Source organism: Jatrophihabitans telluris (assembly GCF_023516435.1).
Lineage (GTDB): Bacteria > Actinomycetota > Actinomycetes > Mycobacteriales > Jatrophihabitantaceae > Jatrophihabitans_A > Jatrophihabitans_A telluris.
The window spans coordinates 4,158,192-4,182,784 of the sequence record NZ_CP097332.1; the positions used below are offsets into that span (position 1 = coordinate 4,158,192).

Annotated in this window: 24 protein-coding genes; 14 read left to right on the forward strand and 10 right to left on the reverse strand. The window is 68.9% G+C overall.

The window, feature by feature from the left end; genetic code table 11:
- The first annotated feature begins 14 nt into the window (after positions 1 to 14).
- Complete coding sequence (locus M6D93_RS19155) at positions 15 to 1,463, forward strand: dihydrolipoamide acetyltransferase family protein (protein ID WP_249771813.1); 1,449 nt, start codon at positions 15 to 17, stop codon at positions 1,461 to 1,463.
- A 262-nt stretch (positions 1,464 to 1,725) separates the two neighbouring features.
- Here the strand turns inward: M6D93_RS19155 and M6D93_RS19160 are convergent, their stop codons facing one another.
- Positions 1,726 to 2,214 carry a glutathione peroxidase gene (locus M6D93_RS19160; protein WP_249771815.1) on the reverse strand — a complete coding sequence of 163 codons (489 nt, stop codon included), beginning with the start codon at positions 2,212 to 2,214 and terminating at the stop codon, positions 1,726 to 1,728.
- A gap of 301 nt (positions 2,215 to 2,515) precedes the next feature.
- Here M6D93_RS19160 and M6D93_RS19455 point away from each other — a divergent pair, with 301 nt between their 5' ends.
- A complete protein-coding gene (locus tag M6D93_RS19455; RefSeq protein WP_283818615.1) occupies positions 2,516 to 2,644 on the forward strand; it encodes a hypothetical protein in 129 nt (42 codons plus the stop codon).
- 274 nt (positions 2,645 to 2,918) lie between these two features.
- Entirely contained in the window at positions 2,919 to 4,772 is a 1,854-nt protein-coding gene (locus M6D93_RS19165) for a thioredoxin-like domain-containing protein (protein WP_249771817.1), read from the forward strand.
- Positions 4,773 to 4,881: 109 nt separating this feature from the next.
- On the opposite strand, the gene M6D93_RS19170 is transcribed toward M6D93_RS19165, so the two are convergent.
- The 5 genes from M6D93_RS19170 to M6D93_RS19190 all read right to left on the reverse strand — a co-directional run bounded on the left by M6D93_RS19170 (position 4,882) and on the right by M6D93_RS19190 (position 10,288).
- Positions 4,882 to 5,286: a PPOX class F420-dependent oxidoreductase gene (locus tag M6D93_RS19170; RefSeq protein ID WP_249771819.1), complete on the reverse strand. Its 405-nt coding sequence runs from the start codon at positions 5,284 to 5,286 to the stop codon at positions 4,882 to 4,884.
- 71 nt (positions 5,287 to 5,357) lie between these two features.
- Entirely contained in the window at positions 5,358 to 6,281 is a 924-nt protein-coding gene (locus tag M6D93_RS19175; protein ID WP_249771821.1) for a tyrosine-protein phosphatase, read from the reverse strand.
- A gap of 117 nt (positions 6,282 to 6,398) precedes the next feature.
- Positions 6,399 to 8,303 carry an acyl-CoA dehydrogenase gene (locus tag M6D93_RS19180; protein ID WP_249771823.1) on the reverse strand — a complete coding sequence of 635 codons (1,905 nt, stop codon included), beginning with the start codon at positions 8,301 to 8,303 and terminating at the stop codon, positions 6,399 to 6,401.
- A 332-nt stretch (positions 8,304 to 8,635) separates the two neighbouring features.
- Positions 8,636 to 9,844 carry an RNA polymerase sigma factor gene (locus M6D93_RS19185; RefSeq protein ID WP_347343710.1) on the reverse strand — a complete coding sequence of 403 codons (1,209 nt, stop codon included), beginning with the start codon at positions 9,842 to 9,844 and terminating at the stop codon, positions 8,636 to 8,638.
- Positions 9,845 to 9,946: 102 nt separating this feature from the next.
- Positions 9,947 to 10,288 (reverse strand): YciI family protein, encoded by a 342-nt coding sequence (locus M6D93_RS19190; protein WP_249771827.1) that lies wholly within the window; start codon positions 10,286 to 10,288, stop codon positions 9,947 to 9,949.
- 193 nt (positions 10,289 to 10,481) lie between these two features.
- Here M6D93_RS19190 and M6D93_RS19195 point away from each other — a divergent pair, with 193 nt between their 5' ends.
- A complete protein-coding gene (locus M6D93_RS19195) occupies positions 10,482 to 11,414 on the forward strand; it encodes an LLM class F420-dependent oxidoreductase (protein ID WP_249771829.1) in 933 nt (310 codons plus the stop codon).
- Positions 11,415 to 11,589: 175 nt separating this feature from the next.
- Here M6D93_RS19195 and serA read toward each other — a convergent pair whose 3' ends face one another.
- Both serA and M6D93_RS19205 read right to left on the reverse strand, forming a co-directional pair.
- Positions 11,590 to 12,804: a phosphoglycerate dehydrogenase gene (serA, locus tag M6D93_RS19200; RefSeq protein WP_347343511.1), complete on the reverse strand. Its 1,215-nt coding sequence runs from the start codon at positions 12,802 to 12,804 to the stop codon at positions 11,590 to 11,592.
- A gap of 111 nt (positions 12,805 to 12,915) precedes the next feature.
- Entirely contained in the window at positions 12,916 to 13,191 is a 276-nt protein-coding gene (locus tag M6D93_RS19205) for a GlsB/YeaQ/YmgE family stress response membrane protein (protein WP_249771831.1), read from the reverse strand.
- A 169-nt stretch (positions 13,192 to 13,360) separates the two neighbouring features.
- On the opposite strand from M6D93_RS19205, the gene M6D93_RS19210 reads away from it, so the two are divergent.
- The 8 genes from M6D93_RS19210 to M6D93_RS19245 all read left to right on the forward strand — a co-directional run bounded on the left by M6D93_RS19210 (position 13,361) and on the right by M6D93_RS19245 (position 19,872).
- Complete coding sequence (locus M6D93_RS19210; RefSeq protein WP_249771833.1) at positions 13,361 to 13,840, forward strand: MarR family winged helix-turn-helix transcriptional regulator; 480 nt, start codon at positions 13,361 to 13,363, stop codon at positions 13,838 to 13,840.
- Between the two features lie 83 nt (positions 13,841 to 13,923).
- Positions 13,924 to 15,126: an ATP-binding protein gene (locus M6D93_RS19215; protein ID WP_249771835.1), complete on the forward strand. Its 1,203-nt coding sequence runs from the start codon at positions 13,924 to 13,926 to the stop codon at positions 15,124 to 15,126.
- 97 nt (positions 15,127 to 15,223) lie between these two features.
- Positions 15,224 to 16,312, forward strand: a complete 1,089-nt coding sequence (locus M6D93_RS19220; protein ID WP_249771837.1) for a TIGR04222 domain-containing membrane protein — start codon at positions 15,224 to 15,226, stop codon at positions 16,310 to 16,312.
- On the forward strand, positions 16,309 to 17,208 hold the full coding sequence (locus M6D93_RS19225) for an MbnB/TglH/ChrH family RiPP precursor modification enzyme (RefSeq protein WP_249771839.1): 900 nt from the start codon (positions 16,309 to 16,311) through the stop codon (positions 17,206 to 17,208). The genes M6D93_RS19220 and M6D93_RS19225 overlap by 4 nt, the downstream gene beginning before the upstream one ends.
- Positions 17,205 to 17,738, forward strand: coding sequence for an SCO6045 C-terminal-like domain-containing protein (locus M6D93_RS19230; RefSeq protein ID WP_249771841.1), 534 nt, complete (start codon positions 17,205 to 17,207; stop codon positions 17,736 to 17,738). Before M6D93_RS19225 ends, M6D93_RS19230 begins: the two co-directional genes overlap by 4 nt.
- 79 nt (positions 17,739 to 17,817) lie before the next feature.
- The gene (locus M6D93_RS19235; RefSeq protein WP_249771843.1) at positions 17,818 to 18,387 is read left to right on the forward strand and encodes a hypothetical protein; all 570 of its coding nucleotides are present in this window, start codon (positions 17,818 to 17,820) and stop codon (positions 18,385 to 18,387) included.
- A 202-nt stretch (positions 18,388 to 18,589) separates the two neighbouring features.
- On the forward strand, positions 18,590 to 18,841 hold the full coding sequence (locus tag M6D93_RS19240; RefSeq protein WP_249771845.1) for a hypothetical protein: 252 nt from the start codon (positions 18,590 to 18,592) through the stop codon (positions 18,839 to 18,841).
- Positions 18,838 to 19,872, forward strand: coding sequence for a hypothetical protein (locus M6D93_RS19245; RefSeq protein WP_249771847.1), 1,035 nt, complete (start codon positions 18,838 to 18,840; stop codon positions 19,870 to 19,872). Before M6D93_RS19240 ends, M6D93_RS19245 begins: the two co-directional genes overlap by 4 nt.
- Here M6D93_RS19245 and M6D93_RS19250 read toward each other — a convergent pair.
- Positions 19,869 to 20,609: a GAF and ANTAR domain-containing protein gene (locus tag M6D93_RS19250; RefSeq protein ID WP_249771849.1), complete on the reverse strand. Its 741-nt coding sequence runs from the start codon at positions 20,607 to 20,609 to the stop codon at positions 19,869 to 19,871. The two genes, M6D93_RS19245 and M6D93_RS19250, sit on opposite strands and share 4 nt — an antisense overlap.
- Before the next feature lie 136 nt (positions 20,610 to 20,745).
- On the opposite strand from M6D93_RS19250, the gene M6D93_RS19255 reads away from it, so the two are divergent.
- Positions 20,746 to 21,768, forward strand: a complete 1,023-nt coding sequence (locus M6D93_RS19255; RefSeq protein ID WP_249771851.1) for a helix-turn-helix transcriptional regulator — start codon at positions 20,746 to 20,748, stop codon at positions 21,766 to 21,768.
- Between the two features lie 13 nt (positions 21,769 to 21,781).
- Entirely contained in the window at positions 21,782 to 23,101 is a 1,320-nt protein-coding gene (locus M6D93_RS19260) for an alpha-amylase family glycosyl hydrolase (protein WP_347343711.1), read from the forward strand.
- Between the two features lie 68 nt (positions 23,102 to 23,169).
- Here the strand turns inward: M6D93_RS19260 and M6D93_RS19265 are convergent, their stop codons facing one another.
- Positions 23,170 to 24,570 carry an Ig-like domain-containing protein gene (locus M6D93_RS19265; RefSeq protein ID WP_249771855.1) on the reverse strand — a complete coding sequence of 467 codons (1,401 nt, stop codon included), beginning with the start codon at positions 24,568 to 24,570 and terminating at the stop codon, positions 23,170 to 23,172.
- Positions 24,571 to 24,593: the final 23 nt, after the last annotated feature.

The window sequence follows — 24,593 nt, forward strand, 5'->3', positions numbered from 1 at the left end:
GGCACGCTTACGTCATGGCAGAACTGAAGGTGTTCAAGCTTCCGGACGTCGGGGAGGGCCTGACCGAGGCCGACATCCTGCGTTGGGACGTCAAGCCGGGCGATCTGGTCGAGGTGAACCAGACCCTGGTCGAGGTCGAGACGGCCAAGGCAGCAGTGGAGCTCCCGTCGCCGTTCGCCGGCGTCATTCACGAGATCCATTACGCCGAGGGCGCCACGGTCGACGTCGGCCAGCCGATCGTGACGATCAAGGTCGGCAGCGGCGAACTGGCCGACGAGGTGCCGCCAACGGGCATCCCGACGGAGGATCTGGTGCCGCAACCGGTCGCCCAACCGGAACGGCAGGCGGTCCTGGTCGGTTACGGGGTGTCGGGGGAGCGGGCACGCCGCCGTCGCCACGCCCGACCGGACGCCGCTACGCCCAACGCCAACGCCGCGTTCGGAGTGACGCCCGGGGCTCACGCCGAGGGTCGGCTGGAATCGGCGGAGCGGGCCGCCGGAGAGAGTGGAGCGGTCCGCGTGCTGGCGAAACCACCGGTGCGCAAACTCGCCAAGAGCCTCGGGATCGACCTGGCCTCGGTGGCCGCAACGGGTCCGCACGGGACCGTCTCGCGGGCCGACGTCGAGCAGGCCGCGTCCTCGTCGGATCAGGCGGGCGCCATCCATCCGGGTCACGCCGTGGGCCGGACGGGCACGGGCGTTGGCGCGAGGGCGGGCGCGAGCACGGGCGCTAGGGCGGGGGCCGGAGCGGCCGAGACCCGGATCCCGATCCGGGGCGTGCGCAAACACACCGCCGCAGCCATGGTTGCGTCAGCCTTCACCGCCCCGCATGTCACGGAGTTCGTGACGGTCGATGTGAGCGAGACGATGGCCCTGCGCGATCGGGTGGCGGCTCGGCGGGAATTCCGGGACGTCAAGGTCTCGCCGCTGCTGTTCGTAGCGCGCGCGGTGCTGTGGGCGCTGGGGCGCACGCCGGTCCTGAACTCCACCTGGGACGCCCAGGACGGCGAGTCGGGCTCGATCGTCATCAAGCACTATGTGAACCTCGGTATCGCGGCGGCCACCGACCGCGGGCTGATCGTCCCGAACGTCAAGAGTGCCGAGTCGCTGTCACTGTTGGAACTCGCGCAGGCCTTGGCAGCGTTGACCTCGACCGCGCGGTCCGGCAAGACCGCTCCGTCCGACATGAGCGGCGGGACGTTCACGATCACCAATGTCGGCATCTTCGGCATCGACACCGGGACGCCCATCCTCAATCCAGGGGAAGCCGGAATCCTGGCCGTCGGCGCGATTCGGCGCCAGCCGTGGGTAGTCGGCAGCGGCGCGGACGAACGGATCGAGCCGCGGTGGGTGACCCAGTTGGCGGTGTCCTTCGACCATCGATCGGTGGACGGGCAGCAGGGCTCGCTGTTCCTCGCCGACGTCGCCGCCCTGCTGAACGACCCCGCCCTCGCCGTCCTCTAGCCGCCGTTGAGGTTGCCCTCGTTGCGGGCCCACCCCCGTTGAGGTTGCCCTCGTTACGGGCCCACCCCCGTTGAGGTTGCCCTCGTTGCGGGCCCACTCCCGTTGAGGTTGCCCTCGTTGCGGGCCCACTCCCGTTGAGTTGCCCTCGTTGCGGGCCCAACCCCGTTGAGGTTGCCCTCGTTGCGGGCCCACCCCCGTTGACGTTGCCCTCGTTGCGGGCCCACCCCCGTTGAGGTTGCCCTCGTTGCGCTCGGAGCCGTACTCAGCGCGGTAGGACAGCCTCGATCGCCGCGACAACAGCGTCGTCGTCAGGTTCGGTACGCGGATCGAACCGGCTGACAACCTGTCCGTCCGGGCCGATGAGGAACTTCTCGAAGTTCCATCGGACATCGCCGGTGTAACCGTCGGCGTCGGGTACCGCTACCAGTTCGGCGTACAACGCGTGCCTACCCGGCCCGTTCACGTCTACCTTTTCGGTCAGCGGAAAGCTCACGCCGTAGGTCGCCGAGCAGAATTCGGCGATCTCGGTTGCCGATCCCGGCTCCTGACCCGCGAACTGGTTGCACGGAACCCCGAGCACCGTGAAGCCGCGGTCGGCATACTTCGCCTGCAGGCGTTCGAGGCCGTTGTATTGCGGGGTGAGGCCGCACTTTGAGGCGACGTTCACCACCAGAGTCACCACGCCTGGCTGGGGGGCAAGGTTGGTGGACGGATCGGTCAGGCCGGCGATCGAAACATCGAAGCTGCTCATCGTTCGAGCGTAGGCACGGTGCGCGATCGGGGGGGCCGAAGGTTGCGTGAACGTGGTCACGTGGTCACGTGGTCACGCCCGACGCAAGGCGCTTCGGCCAGAACGGGAATGACTTGAGCAACGGTGGCGTTAACCACAAGTTGGGTAAAGAATTTGATCTATTAGGCAGTAGTCGTAAACTGGTTAACAGATCGAGGCTCAAAGACCAAGTATGTCGAACGAAGCAGTCTAGCGGCTGAGCTCGTCAAACTGGCCCCGATGAAGTCGTCAGCGTCCACCACATCAGGAGAAGGAAAGCACCATGAGCATCAAGCAGAAGATCCGCAACCGTCGCTCCATCCGTCAGTTCGAGCGCGCCCTGGACCAGGCCTCGCCGGCTATGCGCCACGAACTGCTCGCCCTCGCAGCGCGGCAGAACTTCCACCGCTGAGCGTGAGCTGACCTCAGCCGATCACGGATCGCTGAGCGCCACACAGACCCGCCCTCCGTTCGGAGCGGCGGGTCTTGTTGTTAGCAACAAGGGCAACCTCAACGCACGACACCCAACAACACGGGCAACCTCAACGCACGACACCCAACAACAAGGGCAACCTCAACGCACGACACCCAGCAACGAGGGCAACCTCAACGCGCGACACCCAGCAACAAGGGCAACCTCAACGCACGCGGGAAACAGGGCGGGGCCGATTAGCGTTACCCGCATCGTGACGTCGCTGAACTCGCCGCTGAACCGTGCCCGCGTCCGCGCCCCGGAATTTCCGCCGGGCACGTGGCTGAACACCGCACCCGCCCGCGAACCGAGCGCCACGCCTCCCAGCCTGAGCCTGAAGCAACTCCGCGGCCGCATCGTGCTGCTCGACTTCTGGACCTTCTGCTGCGGCAACTGCCTGCACGTGATCGACGAACTGCGGGAGCTGGAGGCCGCGTTCCCGGAGGAACTGGTCATCATCGGGGTCCACTCCCCGAAGTTCGAGCACGAGAAGTCCGATGCCGCCGTGGAAGCCGCCACCGAACGATACGAGGTGCGCCACCCGGTCTTCAACGATCCCGAACTCCACCTCTGGCGTCAGTACGCAATCCGGGCCTGGCCCACGCTGGTGCTGATCGACCCCAACGGCTACATCGTGGCGCAGGCGGCCGGCGAGGGACAGGTGAGCGCCCTGCAGGCCATGATCGGCCAGCTCGTGGCCACGCACGACGCCGATGGCTCGTTGCGGCGCGGTGACAACCCCTACGTCGAGCCGCCGGCAGTTCCTGGCACTTTCCGCTTTCCGGCCAAAGTGGTTCGTCAAGGGGACCGGCTCTGGGTCGCCGACGCCGGGCATCACCAGCTGGTCGCCACCGCGCTGGATGGGGTGAGCGAACTGGCGCGTATCGGCACCAGCGCGCGCGGACGCGGGCCCGACCAGTTCGATGAGCCGAACGGAATCGCGATTCTGCCCCCGCCGATTGCGGCCAGGGTCGGATTCGACCTGGTGGTCGCCGACACCGGCAGCCACACCCTGCGCGGGGTCGACAGTGTCCGGCAACGCATCGTGCGAACGATCGATCTGGCGACCGCGCTCGCCGAAGCCCGCACCGTGACCGGAAAGGTCCCCGCGGTTCTCTCGCCCTGGGACGTGCTCTGGTGGCCGGCTCGAAACGAGCTCGCGATTGCGGCTGCCGGTGTTCATCTGTTGCTCAGCTGGAACCCGGACACCGACGCCGTCACGATCCTGGCCGGCACCACGGTGGAGGGGCTCAAAGACGGCCCGGCCCTGGACAGCTGGCTGGCCCAGCCGTCGGGTTTGGCCGTCGACGCCACCGACCCGGAGGGGCCGCTGTGGTTCGTCGACTCCGAGACGTCCGCGCTGCGCTGTCTCACCCCCGCTCTGACGGTGCACACAGTCATCGGCGAGGGACTGTTCGACTTCGGGCTCGTCGATGGTCCGGCTGAATCCGCACGCCTGCAGCATCCGCTCGGCGTAGCGGTGCTCCCGGACCGCTCTATCGCCGTAGCCGACACCTACAACGGGGCAGTGCGCCGGTTCGACCCGACCACCGGCACCGTGCAGACACTGGCCACCGGCCTGGCCGAGCCGTCCGGAGTCGTGGAGGTGGACGGCGAGCTCGTCGTGGTCGAGTCCACGGCGCACCGGCTCACCCGGCCCCTTACGTCGGGCGCGCTGACCGAGGCGACCCAGTCGACGATGCGGACGCAACGGCCGGTCACCGAGTTGCGAGCGGGCGCTGTGCTGCTCAGGGTGCCGTTCCGCCCGGCGCCCGGACGCAAGCTGGACGATCGCTTCGGGCCGTCCACCCGCCTGACGGTCAGCGCCTCACCACCGGAGCTGCTGGCCGGCGGCGGCGGCGATTCGACCGAACTCGTCCGCACCATCGTGCTGTCCGCGACAGCGGGCGCGACCGGAGTGCTGCAGGTGACCGCACAGGCGGCCTCCTGCGATGACGGCCATGCCGTGGAACACCCCGCCTGCTACCTCGCGCGCCAGGACTGGGGGATTCCCGTGCAGCTCGACGAGGACGGAGCCACCGAGCTCGAACTCCCGCTGTTGGGCTGAGGATCAGACCGCGGCAGCGCGATCGGGCCGCGCGGTCGAGGATGATCGCCGGCGGCCGGGGACGGTCCGCAGCCGAAAAGGGACCCCGTGCTCCCAGCGAGCACCAGGTTCAGGCCTGCGGCAGGGTCAGCACGACGCCGACGTCCGCGTACGGGAAATCGCCGCGGCGACGCAGGTGCCCGAGGGCGTTGAACACCCGGGACAGCTTGGTCATGAACCCGTACTTGGCACGGACCTTGCGCTGAATCTCGTCGAACCGGGCTCCGCTCTGCACCAGTTCCACGCCGACGTCCACCGGCACCGAGCCGGCTTTGACGTGGCCGCGCTGGTCGCAGGGCTGCACGGTGGCCCGGGGTGTGGCACGCAGACGCTTGTACTTGCCGGTGCCCGACGAGGTCCAGAAACCGTACCGGCCGTCGTCCAGGGGCACGATCCAGGTCGGTGTGGACACCGCCTCACCCGATCGGCGATACGTGGTGAACGAGATGAACTTCTCCGCGGACAGGTCACTCATGACCGGAGTCTAGGGGCTCCCGCACCATTCGACGGACTGTATCGGGCCGAGTTCGGGCCGGTGTCGGGCCGTCATTCGACCAGTTTGGCGCGTAACCGAGCGGTGTCCTGCTCCGTCCACCCGTGCTCGCGCAGCCATCCTTCGATGCCGCCGGTGTTGGCGGACAGCTGCCCCAACACCGCTTCGATCACCTCGGCCTTCGGCGCGGGCACCGACGCCGGATCGGCCACCTCGTTGCGGTAGGTGGCGGTTCGCGCGAGCAGGGCGAACACGGCGGCGATCTGGCTCTCGGTGGCTTCGTAATCGGCGGCGATCGCCGCACGCTGCACGCCGACCAGGCTCAGGGCGATCGCCACCACGACTCCCGTGCGGTCCTTGCCCGCCGCGCAGTGCACGATTGCGGCGCCATCGGCTTCCGCGATCGCGCGTAGGGCGCCGACGACGGAGTCCGGACGCTGATCCAGATACGTCAGGTACAGGTCGGCCGTCCGGTTGCCGGTCCGTTCCGGCGACGCGCCACGCCCATGCCAGGGCAGCAGCAGACTGTCGGGCTCGGGATCCGTGCCGACGTCAGGTTGCCCGGACGAGTCGGGTGCGCTGCGCGGGACGGGCCGCCGGATCTCGCTGACGGCATCCTCCACGCCGCCGCCCGTACCGGAGGCGGCATCCCCCACGCCGCCGCCCGTACCGGAGGCGGCGTCGGGAAACAGCGACAGGTGATGGATCGTGACGTCGGCAATCGTCGACAGCGGCCCCGGGCCCTCGGCCTCGACCTCGACGTCGGTGCGCAGGTCGATGACCGTGCGCACGCCGAGTTCGACGACCAGCAACGCCAAGTCGTCCTCGGTCAGGTGCTGGAGGTTGGCCGAACGGATCAGCGTGCCCGTGCGCGTCCGGCGACCCTGGCCGGCTGGCAGGCCACCCAGGTCGCGGGCGTTGGCGCCGCCGGCGAGTTCGATCCATTGCGGCGGGCTTTGCTTGTCGAAGTCGGGCACAGCTTCACCCTAAGCCGCGGCTCTGACCGTCCCGATGCGCCTTGTCGATCAGCGGGCGCTCCTTACCATGTCGGCCATTTCGGTCGAATGCGGCCCGCCCGTGGCCGCCCCGGTCGATCAGAAGACTGCTTCGGCGGCGTCCATCAGTGCGTTGTCGGTCGCTTCGACGATCTTGCGCCGGGCGACGAGTTCGGGCAGGACCGTGGCCGAGAAGAAGCGGGCAACCGCCAGCTTGCCTTCGTAGAAGGCCTTGTCGGAGGTCGACAGACCGTTGCCGTCGAGCCGGTCCAAGGCAACCTTCGCCTGGCGCAGCAGCAGCCAGCCGATGGCCAGGTCACCGCAGGACATCAGCAGGCGGGTGGTGTTCTGCCCGACCTTGTAGATGTTGCGGATGTCTTCCTGGGCCGAGGTGAGCTGGCCGATCATGGCCCCCACCATCGTCCCGACCTCGGCCAGTGCCTTGCTCACCGCGGCGTGCTCGTCCTTGAGGCGACCCTCTTCGGCGATGGAATCGAGAAACGCCTGGATCTCTCCCGACAGCGCACCCAGGGCCACGCCCTTGTCGCGGACGATCTTGCGGAAGAAGAAATCCTGTCCCTGGATGGCGGTCGTGCCTTCGTAGAGGGAATCGATCTTGTTGTCGCGGATGTACTGCTCCAGCGGGTAGTCCTGCAAGAACCCCGAGCCGCCGAAGACCTGCAGCGCCTGGCCGAGTTGTTCGTAGGACCGCTCCGAACCGACACCCTTCACGATCGGCAGCAGCAGATCGTTGAGACGCTCATCGACGGACGCGTGGCGCCGGGCCTTGTCCTGCAGGCTTGCCTCGCCGCCGGCCAGCCCGCCGGCGGGAACGTCGCCGGCCTCGGCGCCGGCCTCGAACTCGGCGATCTGGATGCGGTCCTGCACGCTTGCGGTGTAGAGCGCGACTGCGCGCAGGCCCTCGGCGTAGGCCTTCTGGGTCATGAGCTGCCGGCGAACGTCCGGGTGGTGGATGATCGTGACACGCGGCGCGGTCTTGTCGGTGGATTGCGTCAGGTCGGCGGACTGCACGCGGGTCTTGGCGTAGTCCAGCGCGGCCAGGTAACCCGCCGACAGCTCCGAGTAGGCCTTCGTGCCGACCATCATTCGGGCATGCTCGATGACCTTGAACATCTGGGCGATGCCGTCATGGATCTCGCCGAGCAGCCATCCCTTGGCCGGGACCGTCTCCCCGAACCGGACCTCGCAGGTCGTCGAGGCCTTGAGGCCCATCTTGTGTTCGACGTTGGTCACGAAGGCGCCGTTGCGCTCGCCGAGCTCGCCGGTGTCCCAGTCGAAGTCGAACTTGGGGACGATGAACAGCGACAGTCCCTTGGTGCCGGGGCCGGCGCCCTCCGGACGGGCCAAAACGTAATGAACGATGTTGTCGGACATGTCGTGTTCGCCCGAGGTGATGAAGCGCTTGACACCCTCGATGTGCCACGTTCCGTCGGCCTGCTGAGTGGCCTTGGTGCGTCCGGCGCCGACGTCGGAACCGGCGTCGGGCTCGGTGAGCACCATCGTGGCGCCCCAGCGCCGGTCGATCATGAGGCGACCGATCTTCTGCTGCTCGGCGGTGCCGACCTCGTGAATGATGTTGGCGAAGGCCGGGCCGCAGTTGTACATCCAGATGGCCGGGTTGGCCCCGAGCACGAGTTCGGCGATCGACCAGACCAGCGATCGCGGGGCCAGGGTGCCTCCGTAGTCGGGGGTCGTCTCGAGCCGCCACCATTCCGCGTCCTGCCACGCCTTGTAGGACTTCTTGAAGCTGTCCGGGACGACGACGGTGTTGGTCTTCGGGTCGAAAACCGGAGGATTTCGGTCGGAGTCGACGTAGGACGCGGCGAGCGGGCCCTCGGCCAGCGCCTTGACCTCGCTCAGGATGCCGCGAGCGGTGTCGGGATCGATTTCGGAGAACGGGCCATGGCCCAGCTTGTCGCCAGTGCCCAGCACCTCGAAGAGGTTGAACTCGATGTCTCGAAGGTTGGACTTGTAGTGGCCCATGGACCGATCACTCCCTGGTCAGTAGTCGTGCCCACGGCCGGAAGTTACTCACCGGTAGCGGGTACGACCAGGGTATTACTGGCCAGTAACCCTGCGCAAGCCGGAGTGGGCAGGTTCGCTCCTCGACCTGCCGCCTTCGGCCGTCCTCCGGCCGATCGGTCGGTCGGTCGGTCGGTCGATCGGTCGGTTGCTCCGTCGCTTTATGCGGTCGGCGTCTGTGCGCAACAAGGGCAACCTCAACGCGGGATTGCCCGCAACTAGGGCAACCTCAACGCGGGATTGCCCGCAACTAGGGCAACCTCAACGCGGGATTGCCTGCAACAAGGGCAACCTCAACGGGTGGGCGCGAGCTCGGACAGCCGGCGGGCGAGGAACCGGCGCTCGGCGGCGTTGTCGACCAGCTCGAGCGCCAGGCGATACTGCTCAGCGGCCTCGGCAGAGCGGCCTAGCTGCCGGAACAGATCAGCTTTGACGGCCGGGTAGTAGTGGTATCTGGCGAGCACCCCCTGCTCGGCCGGGGAGAGGGAGGCCAGGGCGGCCAGCCCGGCTGCAGCACCGTCCATCATCGACACGGCCACCGCCCGATTCAGGGCGACCACCGGGCTCGGCCACACGACGAGGAGGAGGTCGTACAGTCCGACGATCTGGCGCCAGTCGGTGTCCTCGGCGCGCGGGGCCTCGGCGTGCAACGCCGCGATGGCGGCCTGCAGCGCGAACCGTCCAGGCCGACCACCGGTGCGCAAGGCCACCACGAGCAACGCGCGTCCCTCCTCGATCAGGGCGCGATTCCAGCGCCGACGGTCCTGATCAGCGATGAGGACCAGTTCGCCGGCGGCGTCGGTCCGGGCCGGGGCCCGCGCCTCGTCCACGAGCATGAGCGCGAGCAACCCCTTCGCCTCGGCCTCGTCCGGCATGAGCCGCACCACCATGCGCGCAAGCGAGACGGAGCGATCGGTGAGTTCCGGGCGGTGCAGGCGATCCCCCACGCTCGCGGTGTGCCCGGTGGTGAAGACCAGATGCAGCACGGTGAGCACGGCGTCGAGGCGATCCGGGAGCTCGGAGGCGGCAGGCACCCGGTACGGGATCCGGGCCGCGGAGATCTTCTTCTTGGCCCTGGTCACCCGAGCCGCCATCGTCGGCTCGGAGACCAGGAAGGCCCGAGCGATCTCAGCCGTGGTCAGACCGCACAGCATCCGCAGCGTCAGGGCGACCTGCGCCTCTCGCGCCAAGGCCGGGTGACAGCAGGTGAAGATCAACCGCAGCCGGTCGTCGGGGATCGTTGCGTCCGAGTCCGCTGCCCCGGGGACGCCGTCATCCACTCGAGCCTCGCTCTCGGTCAGCAGCGGCAGCTTCTGTCGCAACGAGGCCCGGCGCCGCAGATCGTCCAGCGCTCGCCGTCGCGCCGTCGTGGTCAGCCACGCCCCGGGACGGTCCGGAATCCCATCGCGCGGCCAGGTGTCCAGCGCGCGGACAAAGGCGTCCTGCGTGCATTCCTCGGCCAGCTCGAGATCACCGGTATAGGCCGCGATCGCGGCAAGCACCCGGCCCCATTCGTCGCGATACGCGGCCGCAACCGCCGTCCGGACCTCGTTATCGGGGTCCGGACGGTCGGCGCGGCTGGGTTGCACGGGGCTGCAAGCGGATCAGTTGAAGACCATGATCGGCCGTACCTCGACGCCGCCGAAGCGCGCCGGACACAGCTTGCTGATCGCCAGTGCCTGGTCGAGGTCGTCCGCCTCGATGAGGTAGTAGCCGCCCAGCGCTTCCTTGGATTCGACGAACGGCCCATCGGTGACCACGTCACCCCGGATGGTGGTCGCCGTCGAGTTGGGCTGCAGGGCGTTGCCCCCGAGGAGCTTGCCGCCCAGGCTTTCCACCTGGCCGGGGAAGCGATTGTGCGCTTCCATCACCTCTCCGAAGACCTGCTCGCCGCCGTTGGCGTAGCCGGCTTCGTCTTCGTAGATCAGGATCAGGTACTGCGCCATGGTGTTCTCCTTCGCCGTGAGGCTCGGTTTGGGTTTCTGACACTGGGACGACGAACGGACCGCTCCGAATCGACAGCGCGGTGCAAAATTCTTCGAGGACGAGCCTGGCAGCAGCGGACGCCCGCAACAAGGGCAACGTCAACGCCGGATCGCCCGCAACAAGGGCAACGTCAACGCGGGATAGCCTGGCGATATGAAGCTGCGCATCTTCACCGAACCCCAGCAGGGCGCCAGTTACGCCGACCTGCTGGCAGTGGCCCAGGCGACCGAACAGCTCGGCTTCGACGCTTTCTTCCGGTCTGACCACTACCTGCGGATGGGCGAGGGCTCCGGGCTGCCCGGACCGTCCGACGCCTGGATCAGCCTTGCCGGGCTGGCTCGCGAGACCTCCCGGATCCGTCTCGGGACGCTCGTGTCTCCGGCGACCTTCCGGCTACCCGGCCCCTTCGCGATTGCGCTCGCGCAGGTCGACGAGATGTCCGGTGGACGGATCGAGCTCGGCCTGGGCTCCGGTTGGTTCGAGCAGGAACACGGCGCGTACGGCATCCCGTTTCCGGACCTGGCCACCCGTTTCGATGTGTTCAGCGAGCAATTGGCCATCATCGACGGCCTGTGGCGGACGCCGGCCGAACAGCGCTACAGCTTCGCCGGCGAGCACTACACACTCGCCGATGCGCCCGCGCTGCCCAAGCCGGTGCAGTTCCCGCGACCGCCGATCATCCTGGGCGGGGCGGGAAAGTCGCGCTCGGCGGCACTGGCCGCACGGTATGCCGACGAGTACAACTCCGGCTTCGCCCCGGTCGAACGGGTCGCGGAGGTCTTCGGCCGAGTGCGGACTGCGGTCGCCGACTTCGGCCGGGAGGCGGACACCATGACCTACTCGATCGCCCAGACCACCGTCGTCGGCAGGACGGAGGCCGAAGTCGGACAGCGGGCCGATGCCATCGGGCGGGGCGTGGAGGATTTGCGCAGTACCGCGCTCGCCGGCAGCCCCGACGAAATCGTGGACCAGATCGGCCGCTACGCCGCGATAGGTGCCTCGACGGTCTACCTCCAGATCATGGACCTGTCAGACCTCGATCAGTTGGAGCTGCTGGCCTCCGCCGTCCTCCCCCAACTCACCTAACCCCACCCCGACCCCGCACCCCGACCGCCCTCCGCGGCCTCCGCCCTCCGGCTTTCGCGGCCTCCGCCCTCCGGCTTTCGCGGCCCGGGTACTCGATTTTTCGCGAAAATCTGAGTATTCGGGCCGCGAAAGCCGTCTTTGGGGGGGGTGGGGTGGGAGGAGGGGCGAGGGCGGGTTAGAAGACGACGCGGAGTTTGATGGTTTCGGGCATCGCGCGGATCTCGTCGACGATCTGCTGGGTGACTCCGCCGGCCGAGTCGGTCACCACGTATCCGACTTCGCCCCGGGTCCCGAGCAGCTGAGCCTCGACGTTGACGTGGTTGTCCGCGAGTAGTCCGTTGATCCGCGCCAGTACGCCGGGAACGTTGCGGTGCAGGTGAACCAGACGCAGGCTGCCTTCGCGCCGCGGCAGGTCCAGCCCGGGCAGGTTCACCGACAGCGCGGTGGACCCCTCGACCACGAAGTCCCGGAACTTGTTTGCGACGAACTGGCCGATGTCCTGCTGGGCCTCTTCGGTCGATCCGCCGATATGCGGGGTCAGGATCACGTTGGGCAGCCCGCGTAGCTCGGAGACGAACTCGTCACCGCGGCCCTTCGGCTCCACGGGGAAGACGTCCACTGCGGCTCCGACGATGTGGCCGGTCTCGACGTGGCGACGCAACGCCGCATAGTCCACCACGAAGCCCCGGGACAGGTTCAGGAAGATGCTGCCCTCCCGCATCGCCGCGAACTCGGCTTCACCGAAGATGTTCTTGTTCTCCGGACGTCCGTCGACGTGCAGGGTGACGACATCCGAGTCGTGCAGAAGCTCCTTGAGACTGGCGGCCCGGCGTGCGTTGCCCAGCGCCAACTTGTCGGTGGCGTCGTAGAAGAGGACCCGCATTCCCAGATTCTCGGCCAGCACCGACAGCTGAGTGCCGATGTTGCCGTAGCCGACGATGCCGAGTGTGCGGCCGCGCACCTCGTGGGCCCCGTCGGCGGATTTGTCCCAGACTCCGGCATGCATGAGCGTGTTCTTCTCGCTCAGGCGCCGCGTCAGCGAGATCAGCTCGGCGATGGCGAGCTCGACGACACTGCGAGTGTTGGAAAAGGGAGCGTTGAACACGGTGACCCCGTGCGCGGTGGCCGAGAGCAGGTCGATCTGGTTCGTGCCGATGCAGAAGGCGCCGATGGCGATGAGGTTGGGCGCTGCCGCCAGCACCTTGTCGGTCACATGCGTCTTCGAACGGATGCCCAGCAGATTGACGTCGCCGATCGCCGCGATCAACTCGTCCTCGTCGTAGGCGCGATCGGCGGAAACGACCTCGAACCCCGCCGACTGCAGGACCTCCACCGCATCGGGGTGAATTTGTTCGAGCAGCAGGACGCGAATCGGCTTGTGTGCGGTCACGGCGCCAGTCTACGGGGGCCTCCGGTCGCGATATCCGTCCAGTTTCAACGGCCTACAGCCGCAGCCGCCCGAGGGCGGGACGCGCTGCGCAGCCATGGGGCGGCCGCACGCTCAGCGCCGTCGCGCGAGCCGGTCGTTGCCGAAGCGGCGGTACAACGCGAGCAGGATGACGGAACCGATCACCGAACCGAAGATGCCGCTGACCTGCAGGCCGCCCTCACCTTTGTCGTGGCCGATGAGGTAGCCCAGAAAGCCCCCGACGAACGAGCCGATCATGCCGAGGACGGCCGTCAGCCAGAATCCGAGCCGGGTCCGACCCGGTACGAGCAGGCGCGCAATGGCCCCGGCGACCAGTCCGAGCAGGAAGAACGCGATGACGTTGCTCATCGGGCAATGTTCTCCCATCCCCCGGCTCTCGCACGAGCCCGCACGGTCATCCCGAGACCGGGCCGGCCGACGCACTTTTGTGATGTCACAAAGTCGCCCCGCTCGCTACATTATTGTGGGCCCACAGTAATAGGGCGGTTCCTATCAGTAACGAACGATCGGTGGCACCATGTCCGAGCCCCGCTGGCTGAACCCCCACGAGCAGCACTCATGGCGCACCTTCATCGAAGGCTTCCGGGCGCTGGTCGACGTCCTCGATCGTGAACTTCAGGCCGACAGCGGGCTCTCGCACGCCTACTACGAAATCCTGATCCCGTTGTCGGAGCACCCCGACCGGTCGATGCGCATGAGCGAGCTCGCCGACATCACCCGCTCCTCGCGGAGCCGCCTCTCCCATGCCGTGTCACGACTGGAGGAACGGGGCTGGGTTCAGCGGGTCGAGTGCGAGACGGACAAGCGCGGCCAGCTCGCCCAGCTGACCGATACGGGCTTCGCCGTCGTGGCCGCCGCGGCCCCACCGCACGTGGCCACCGTGCGCAAGTACCTGATCGACCAGCTCACGCCCGACCAGCTCACAACGATGGGCGAGATCGGCGAGATCATGCTGGCCACCAGTGCGGCCAGCGACCTGCCCCCGCGGCGGTCTTGACGTCCCCACGCGGCCGACGACACCCGCTACCCCCGTATCGGCAAATCTGCGGAAAACGCTAGATAGCCGGATACAGTCCCGTCATGGATCCCGTCCGCAATCCCTACGCCCCAGGTGCAGGCCGACGCCCTCCTGAGCTCGCCGGTCGGTCGGCCGAACTCCAGGCCTTCGATGTCGTGCTGCAACGGGTTGCGCGCGGCCGCTCCGAACGGTCGATCGTGCTCACCGGGCTGCGCGGAGTCGGTAAGACGGTGCTGCTCAACGCGCTGCGCTCGGCCGCGGTCCGCGCCGGGTGGGGAACGGGCAAGTTCGAGGCCCGGCCGGATGTCTCCCTGCGCCGCCCGCTGGCCGCGGCGCTGCATCTGGCGGTGCGCGAGCTCAACAGTGCCGATCACGAGGGCACCGAGCACGTGCTCGGCGTCCTGAAGTCCTTCGCCCTGAAGTCCCGGCCCGAGGCCAGACTCCGGGACCGCTGGCAACCGGGCATCGAGGCGCCGGCGGTAGCGGGACGGGCGGACTCGGGCGACATCGAGATCGATCTGGTCGAGCTCTTCGCCGATGCAGCCGGGCTGGCCGCCGACACCGGACGTGGGATCGCGCTGTTCATCGACGAGATGCAGGATCTCGGCGCGGACGACGTCTCCGCGTTGTGCGCGGCCTGTCACGAACTCAGTCAGACCGGTCAGCCCCTGGTCATCGTCGGCGCCGGCTTGCCGCACCTGCCGAGCGTGCTGTCGGCCAGCAAGTCATACAGCGAGCGCCTGTTCCGCTACGCCCGGATCGACCGGCTCGAACCGGACTCGGCCGAGGCCGCCCTGCGCGCTCCGGCTCGCGAGGAGGGAGCCGATTTCACCGATGGCGCGCTGTCGGAGCTCTACCGGCTCACCGGCGGCTATCCCTACTTCGTGCAGGCCTACGGCAAGGCGGCCTGGGACGCCGCGGTCACGGAGCGGATCACCGAGGCCGACGTCGCGATTGCCGCGCCCGAGGCCGAGGCCGAGTTGGCGGTCGGGTTCTTCGGTTCACGCTACGAGCGCGCGACGCCGGCCGAGCGGGAATACCTGCGAGGGATGGCCGAGGCGATGCCGGACGAGGGCACCGGCGCCACGGTCACCGTCTCCACCGGCAGGGTTGCCGAACTCCTCGGACGCAAACCCCAGTCGTTGTCGCCCGCACGGGATGCCCTGGTGAAGAAGGGCCTGGTGTACTCCGGCGAGCGGGGCCAGATCGCGTTCACCGTGCCGCATTTCGAGCGATATCTCCGACACCAGCGCAGCGACGGATAGCGAACGCCCACACGGGCGCGGGCCAAATCAACTATCAAATCCAGCTCAAGTCCCGTGCATTCCTCGGGCGTTGGGGTAATACCCAGAGTGCAAGGCCGTGACGGCCGAGATCATCGTCGATCTCCCGCTCGCCCTCACCGGCCCGGAGCCTGGCTCCGGCCTTTTGAAGGGATTGTGGGCAATGATCAGAAACCTCGTCAGTGCACCCGACAGTGCGCACCTCACCGCCGCACAGGCGGCACCCGCCACCTGGGGCATCTCGGGCCCCGACTTCCTCCGGCTGCTCATCGCCCTCGGCGTGCTGGCCACGATCATCGCCGGGTTGATCACCATCACCGCCAGCCGAAGCCTGGGCGCCCCGCTCGCTCCCCTCGGACCCACCGAGCTGGCCCTTGTCACGCGCGGGACGACCGGCGGCACTTCCGGCGGTGACTATCTCGCTGTGACGGTGGCCGTGGCCCAGCTGCGTTCGGGCGGCTGGATCGACGAGAACGGCGCTACCGAGGCGGCGGGGCCGGGGGGCGAGACCGACCGGCTGACCCGCGCGGTCTACCGCGAGATCGCCGCCGCCGGGCGCTTGCCGGGAATCAGCACGATGGCCGCCGCGGAGAACGTGCGCGCGACGACCGCGCAATTGCGGGACGAACTCGTGAAGCTGGGCTGGCTCTACAGCGCGCAACAGCGACGTCGACAGCGGACCGCGGCCTGGCCCGTCGGGCTTGTGCTCATCCTCGCCGTTGCCCGCCTGGCGGCCGGGGTCCACAACCATCGTCCGGTCGGCTATCTCGTGCTGGTCACCCTGGCCCTGGTCGTTGCCGGCGGGCTGATCTCGCTCGCGGGCCCGAAACATCCGCGGCCGGCGGCCCGTGAGCTCGGCCGGCTGCGCGAGCACAACCGCCACCTGGCCCCGTCCAACTCCCCGGCGTTCGCCAGCTACGGGCCACAGGCCGTCGCGCTCGCGCTCGGCCTCTACGGCGCAGGGGTGTTGTGGCAGGCCGATCCCGCTCTCGCCGAAGCGACCGATCTGAGCCTGCAGCCGACGGGCGGCTGGCTGGGTAGCGCGTCCGGCTGGGTCGGCGGCTCCTCCAGTTGGACGGGCGGGTCGTCCTGCGGGGGCGCGAGCGGGAGCGGCGGCGGGTGCGGGGGCGGCGGCGGGTGCGGCGGCGGAGGCGGGTGCGGCGGATGAGCGCAGGCACCCCGGTCACGTCCACGAGCACCAGCACATCGACGATCGCGTCCACGGCCGCAGGGCCGCTGGCCGGTCGGGGGCTGGGTATCGGGTGGCGTCCGGAGATCGCCGGAGTGATCGAGGACCTGCCCGGTCTGCGCTTCTGCGAGGTCGTCGCCGAATCGCTGCCCACGAACAGACGAGCGACGATCACGGTCCCGGACGCACTGCGCACTCTGACGGATCGAGGGGTTGCCGTAGTCCCGCACGGAGTAGCGCTGTCGCTGGGCAGTGCTGACGGTTTCCAACCGGAGCGGGCCGTTCGGCTCGCCGCGTGCGCGGATGCCCTGCACGCTCCGGTGGCCAGCGAACACATCGCCTTCGTCCGCGCCGGCGGGATCGAAGCCGGACACCTGCTGCCGATCCCGCGCACCAGGCCGGCCCTTGCGGTCATGGTGCGCAACGTCCGCGCCACCCAGGCCGAGCTGGGTGTCCCGCTCGCCCTCGAGCCGATCGCCGCGCTGCTCGACTGGCCGGAGGCGGACTACACCGAAGCGGAGTTCCTGCAGGAACTGCTCGAACAGACCTCGGCGTACCTGCTGCTCGACGTGGCCAACCTCTACGCCAACGCGCTCAACCACGGCCGCGACGCCCTGGAGGAGTTGAGCCGCCTTCCGCTGGAACGCATCGCCTACGCACACATCGCCGGCGGTTCCCTGGTGGACGGGCTTTACCACGACACCCACACCGACCCGGTCCCGGCCGAGGTGCTCAGCCTGGCCCACGAACTCGCGACGCGGCACGCGCCCCCGGCGCTGATGCTCGAACGGGACGGGCACTACCCGCCGGGCCCCGAACTGCGCGCCGAACTGGACGCGATCGCGTCCGCGGTCGGCTGGGCGGCGATCACGTGACGGCGTCGCGCCCCGGCCTGGGCAGCGCCGACTCGGCCACCGGCAGCGCCGACGGCGGGTTGGCCGCCCGTCAGGCCGAGCTGGTCCGGGCGATCGTGACGGGCGGGCCCGTCCCGTCCGGTGTCGACCCGTACCGCGTCCAGGTCGCCGCCGAGGCGCTGCTGCACAAGCGAGCCGCGGACGTCGCCCGCCACTGGCCGGCCCTGCTGGCCTCCCCGGCCCGGCGCCACGAGTACCGGCAGTGGGCAAGCACCCGGCCCAAGCTCTCCTCCTTCGCCGACGGCCTCCTCTTCGCTCGGCACCTGTTCGAGGAGCCGCACGGGCGCGCTCGGCCGGCGTCGCACCCGCCCGGACCGGACACCGACGAGCGCGCGGCGTTGGAGCTAGCCGTGGCCCGGCTGAGCTGGCGGATCGGCGCCGGCGAGGTGGTCCGCCCGCGCCGGTGGGTGGGTCTGGCCCGCTCGCGCGTCGGGACGGTCAGGGTCCTCGCGGTCGGCTCGGCCCACCACTGTCGCTGGTGGCGCCGGTAACAGTGCGGCCGGCCCGTGTCGCGAACATGATCGGCGACGTACCGTGGCAGACGCTGCTCGACCCGCGCGGAGGTGCACTGTGCTGCAGACACTGCTGGAATTTGTCGTGATCATGTTCGTGTGTCTGCTGGTGGGAGCGGGCGCTCTTCTCGGCGTGACCGTCTGGACCGTTCGCGCGGTGACCCGCCGGATGTCTCGGGCTCGCCATCTCACGAGGACACGGCTGGTCGCGGGATCCGTTGGCCTAGGGGCGGCCCGCGCGCCGGGCCGGCCGGCGGCGAGGCTCCGGCTACGGCTGTTCGACGAACTGGCGGCGACATCCAGGACGCTGGAGCAACTACGCTCACCGGCCGGGCTGCAGGCCTTGTCGGATGAGCTTCGACGCGGCGCGATGCCGCTCGATCGGGAACTGCAGGCGCTGGGTCTGGAGCGGAACTCCCCGGCCGTGTCGGCCCGCGTGGCCGCGCTGAGGCCGCACGTGGACGAGATCGCCCGGACCGCGGCGGAACTGCGGGCGACCGCCCGCGAACTGGCCTTCCTCGCCACGGGGGACGCCGATCGGTCGGCGATCGAGGTGTCCGACCAGCTTGTCGGTCTGCGCCACGGACTCGCGGAAGTTCGCGCCATCCGCGCCCGCGCTGGGCTCTGAGCCGACCGTGTAGCACCCGCGGCGCAGCACCCGCGGCGTGGCACCCGCGGCACCCGCGAGCGGCGTCCGTGCCGGTCCGGACGTGCGGTCCGCGAGCCGTTCGAACGCCTGCCGCCAGTGTTCAACCGAAGTTCAGATAACTGACAGGTTGCGATTTCCTAGGAGAGATGCGCACGGCCGGAACACAAGGTAAACAAGGCCTGTGGCCTTGACGTCGGTGCCCGGACTCGCGCCTGCGCGCGGGCAGAACGCTGCGCCCGCGCAGGCGGGACCGCGCCCGAGTCACCGGTTGCGGGCTGCGTGGCGCCGCCATCGAGCACGCACCGCGAACGCCGCCGCTGTGCGGGACATCTTCATGGACGTGATCGTCCTGCTGTCCGTCCTGAACTTCATCGCCATCGTTGTCGGCATCGGCCTGTTGGCCATGGGTAGCAGCGCCCCCTGGCCCCGGTGACGCCACCCTACGGCCAACCGCCCTACGGCCAACCGCCCTACGGCCAACCGCCCTACGGTCAACCGCCCTACGGTCAACCGCCCTACGGCCAACCCGATTACTACTGGCAGTTCGCTCCGAAACCCGGTCCGGTTCCGCTCCGACCGCTGAACCTGGGCAGTATTTTCGCCGGCAGCATCGCGGTGATCCGGCGCAACCCGCGTCTCGTGCTCGGGCTGTCCGCACTGTTCGCGACCATCAGCGCCGCGGCCTCCGGCACGTTGTCCGTGCTGCTGACCCGCCACCAGCAGCCGTTCATCGTGCGGTCCGGGGCGGGCACTGTGGACACGGTCCACTGGGACGTCTTCGTCTCCTCCGAAGGCGCGACGCTCGCGACGACCCTGATCGCCGACTTCGTGACGACCGTCCTGGCCGGAGTCCTGGCTGTGGTGATCAGCCAGGACGTGCTGGGCAACCGGGTAAGCCTGGCCGAACTACGCCGACGGCTCCGCCCGAAAGTCGTCCGGCTCATAATTCTGGCGCTGCTGCTCAGTGTCGGGACGACCGCCGGCCTGCTGTTGTGCATCGCGCCCGGTATCTGGCTCTGGGGAATCTGGGCCCTGGCGGTTCCGGCTCTCATCGTCGAGGATCGCGGAGTGCTGGCCGCGCTCGGACGATCACGTCAACTGGTCAGCGGCGATTTCTGGCGCGTCTGGGGTATCCGGGCGCTGGCCTACCTGTGCACCGCGATCGCCGCCGGGATCGTCGGGTTCGCCTTCGTACTGCTCGGGTTGGCGGTCACCGGGTACTCGCCCTTTGCCGATCTCGGCAACGGCAACACCACGTTCGGCAGCATCCCCGTCGGCTTCGCGGTCATCACCGGTGTCGGTTCGGCGATCATGGCCACGTTCACGCTGCCCTTCAACGCGGGGGTCGACGTGCTGCTCTACGTCGACCAGCGGATGCGCAAGGAGAACATGCACGTCGCGCTGCAACAGGCCTACTCCGCCCAGCATCAGCAACGCTCCAACCGGCCGACCGGACAGCCCTAGGACGGACGCCGGTTCGGCCACTCCGGCAGGTCCCCGGTCAGCACCACGTGCTCGGCGATCATGCGCAGCTTCTCGTGCGCGTGCTGGCTCGCCGATCGAACCATGTCGAAGGCTTGGCTCTCGGTGACCCGGTAGCGCGCCATCAGGATGCCCAGCGCGATGCCGATCCGGCGGTTGGACTCGAGTGCTCGTTCAAGATTGCCGACCCGGTCGGCGGCACCGGCGGCCTCCATGCTGATCGCGGCGTGGGCGGCGAACACTGCGCCCATGTCGGTGCGCTCGTCGTCGAAGTGGTTGGCGCGCGTGGAGGAGATGACCAGCGCGCCGAGGTTGCGATCCTCCACGTCGAGGGAGTATCCGACCGCCGACAGCAGCCGGGGTTCCGGCTGGCTGAGCACGAAGGCGCGGTAGGCGGGCCAGCGCTGGTCGGTACGGATGTCATCGACCCTGACGGTGGTGTGGGTGTTCAGGCACTCCCACGACACCCCCTCACGGGTCTCGTTGACGACACCGTTGAAGCTGGCCGCGAGCGCCGGATCGGTCGCCGAGTGCATACGGGTCATACCGGCGGTGGTGAGCGACCAGATCGCCGTCGAGTCGCAGGCGAGAACTTCCTTGGCCAGCGCGACGATACGGTCGGTCGTCGACTGCACGTCGGGCTGGGCGGCCAGCTCGTGGGCGATCCGCGCGAACAGTTGCGCGCTGTCGCCCGGGAACGGCTCGGCCGAATCAGCCATCTGGCAGACCCTTCGTCACGCTCAGGCCTGCGGCTAGACCACGCAGAACGATAACCGAATCAGCGTCTCCTTCGCGCACCCGGCACGCCCCCCGAATAGGAACGCCAAGTTCCTGATGCTCGGGCAGAATCGGCTCATGCTGGAAACCTCGGCCCGCCTGCTGAGTCTGCTGTCGCTGCTGCAGACCCCACGGGAATGGACGGGCACCGAACTGGCCGCACGGCTCGAGGTCACCACCCGAACCGTGCGCAACGACGTCGACCGGCTGCGCTCGCTCGGATATCCGGTCCATGCCACCCGGGGCTCGGCCGGCGGATACCGGCTCGGCGCCGGCGCCGATCTGCCGCCGTTGTTACTCGATGACGAGGAGGCCGTCGCCGTGGCGCTCGGCCTGCGCAACGCCACTACCGGCTCCATCGCCGGGATCGAGGAGTCCGCACTGCGGGCGCTGGCCAAGCTGGAGCAGGTACTGCCGTCCCGGTTGCGCCGCCGGGTCAACACGCTGGCGCAGTACACGATTTCGATCCCGCCCGACCGCGGCGGCCCACGGGTGGAACCGTCGATGCTGTCGTCCATCACGGCCGCCGCGCGCGACCGCGAGCGGCTGCGCTTCGACTACACCACCCACGATGGACAGGCGTTGCGCCGCGAGGCCGAGCCGCACCGTCTGGTGAGCTGGGGGCGGCGCTGGTACCTGGTGGCGTGGGACGTCGCTCGCGCGGACTGGCGCACCTACCGAGTCGACCGCATGACGCTCGCTACGCCGAACGGCGCCCGTTTCAGCCCCCGTCCCCCACCGGCCGACGACCTGGCCCGCTACGTGAGCCAGCGAGTCACCGCCGCGTGGTACTCGGTCACCGCGCGCGTCATCGTCCACGCTCCGGCCGCCCTCGTCGCCGAGCGGCTTCCCGCGGCTGTGGGACCGGTGGAAGCCCTGGACGAGCACCGGTGCGTGGTGAGCACGGGTTCGGACTCGGTGCAGATGCTCGCCCTCTGGCTCGGTGCGCTCGAGGCCGACTTCGAGGTGAGCGATTCTCCCGAGCTGGCCGAGCGATTCGCCGCCCTGGCCGATCGCTATGCGCGGGCGGCCGCCGCATCAATTCCGACCAGCGCCACAGCCGCAACCACAACCACAACCACAACCACAACCACGGAATGAGGAGTTGACCGCATTGACCGACTGGGTCGAGCACGCCGTGCACTGGCAGGTCTATCCCCTCGGGTTCCTGGCCGCGCCCACCACCGAGGGATCCGATTCGTCCACGGTGCAGCACCGACTGCCACGGCTGGCCGGCTGGCTGGACTACGCGGTCGAACTCGGCGCGTCCGTCGTGCAACTCGGTCCGATCTTCGCCGCCGAGTCCCACGGCTATGACACGGTCGACCACTTCCGCATCGATCCGAGGCTCGGTGACGAGCACGACTTCGACTCGTTCGTCCTCGCCGCCCACGAGCGCGGGGTGCGGGTCGTGCTCGACGGCGTCTTCAACCACGTCGGGCGAAGCCATCCCGCCTTTCGCTCGGCGTCCACTGGTGACGATTCCCCCTATGCGGACTGGTTCATCCGGGATCGGGACGGTAGCTACCGCACCTTCGAGGGCCACTCCCACCTGGTCGTGCTCAATCACGACAATCCCGCCGTGGCCGACTACGTCGCCTCGGTGCTCGACCACTGGCTCGACCGCGGCGCCGACGGCTGGCGCCTGGACGCCGCCTACGCCGTGCCACCGTCGTTCTGGGCACGGGTGTTGCCTGCCGTGCGCTCCCGGCATCATCAGGCGTGGTTCGTCGGCGAGGTCATCCACGGCGATTACCTCGCCACCGTCGCCGAATCCGGTCTCGATTCGCTGACCCAGTACGAGTTGTGGAAGGCGCTGTGGAGTTCGATCAACGACGCCAACTTCTTCGAGCTGGCGTGGGCGCTCAAGCGCCACAACGAGTTTCTTGACCGGTTCGCGCCGTTGACGTTCCTGGGCAATCACGACGTCACCCGGATCGCCAGCCGGCTGGGTGACAGCCGGCACCTGGCCCACGCACTGGTGTTGCTGTTCACGCTCGGCGGCGTCCCGAGCGTCTACTACGGCGACGAACAGGCCTTCCGCGCGGTCAAGCAGGAACGCGCCGGGGGCGACGACGAGATCAGGCCGGCGTTCCCGGACTCACCTGAGGCGTTGTCCCCGTTGGGCGTGGACGTCTTTCGACTGCATCAGGATCTGATCGGGTTGCGTCGGCGGCATTCATGGCTGCATCGGGCGCGCACCAGCGAGCTGTCTTTGGCGAACAAGCAGTTGAGTCTGGCCGTGAGCGCGGGCGAGAACCGGCTGGTCGTGGCCCTCAACCTCGACGACGCCACCACCGAGCTGGCCGCCGGGGAAACGGCGGCGGTGCTGCTGGCCTCGGCCCCCGAAGCCGCGGTGCCCCTCCACCGCAGCAGCGACGGCAGCGGGACGACGGTCACGATCGAGCCGCACGGCTGGGCGATCCTCGCCTGAAACGAACCGGGGAGTGACACGCCGCGCTGAAGCGGCATGTCACTCCCCGGGTGAAGCGGAACGACGGCTCAGGTGACCTTGAGGACGACGGTCTTCGAGCTGGACGCGGCCACCTTGCTGGAGCCGTAGTACACGAACTTGAGCTTGTGGTTGCCCTTGGCCTTGAGCACCGGAAGGGTGGCCACGACCCGGCCGTGGTTACCCGCGACGAGCACGAAGGACTTGATGATCTTCTTCCCGTCGTAGATGCGCACGGTGCCCGTCGGGGTGACCCCGGCGACGGTGACGCGCACGATGAGCTTGCCGCGAGCGGTGTGCTTGACCGACTTGGAGGGCAGGCCGATCGCCGCCGCGGAGGTGGCCTTGGCGATGGTGACCGACTTCGAGAACGTGCTGGCCAGGGCCGAGGCGGAGCCGGCGTAGCTGGCGGTCAGGGTGTGGCCGCCGGGCGTCACCTTCGTGCCGGAGACCTTGACGGTCACCTTTCCGCCGGTCAACGTGCCGGTGGCCAGCGCGGTGTTACCCCACGTGAGGGTCACCGTTCCGGTCGGGACGATGGTGCCGGTGGTCGTGATCGTGACGGAGTAGGCGGTGCCGTAGTGCGGCTTGCCCGACACGGTGAACGTCGTGCTCGTCGCCTGCTTGGCCACCGAGACGGTGGTGGTCCCGTCGGAGGTGGCGTAGGTCGCGGCGTCCGTCGGGATGAAATGCGCCTGGTACGTGTGCGTCCCCGCGGTCGTGATGGCGACGGACGTCGAGGCCACCCCGCCCGAGACCGTGACCGGGGCGCCCAGGGCGGTGCCGCCGTCATAGAACTGGACGCTTCCCGCCACCGCCGGGCTGATCGTGGCCTTGAGCGTGGTCGAGCCTCCGACGCTGGCCGCGCTCGGGGTGGCCACCAGGGACGTGCTGGTCTGGGTCAGCACACTCGGGTAGACCTGGGTCCAGGTACCGGCGGCGGTGTCGACGTGGACGTCGGCGGTGTAGAAGGAGCCGGGGTTACCGGTCGCAACCCGGATCTGGATCACGTTGGGATTGGCCGTACTGCCCGGCGTGAACTCGGCCAGGATGTCGTTCATGCTGAAGTCCGTCGCCGAGGCCTTGGCGATGGCGTGCGCGGAGCTCTTCAGCGGGCCGGGGTAGCCGGCCGACGCCGATGTCCCATACGCCGTCGAGGGTCCCAGGGTGTCGCCGGACCAGTTGGCGGAGTTCACCCCGTCCTGCGGGATGTAGGCCAGCGGCGTCGCCTTCGGGTTCGGCGGCGCTCCGGGTGTGGTACCCCCGGACGCCGCGAAGTAGGTCGCGAACGGCTTGGCGCTCAGGGAGCCGGACGTGACCACGGCGCCGGCGGCGTCGTAGAGCGTCACGGTCCCGACGGCGTTGGAGTCGGGCTCGTAGGACGGAGCCCCGCCGGCCGCGCCCGCAGGGTCGGTGCCGATGAACACCCCCACCGCAAGCGCTGGGAGCACAACCGCTCCGGCCAACCAGGCGC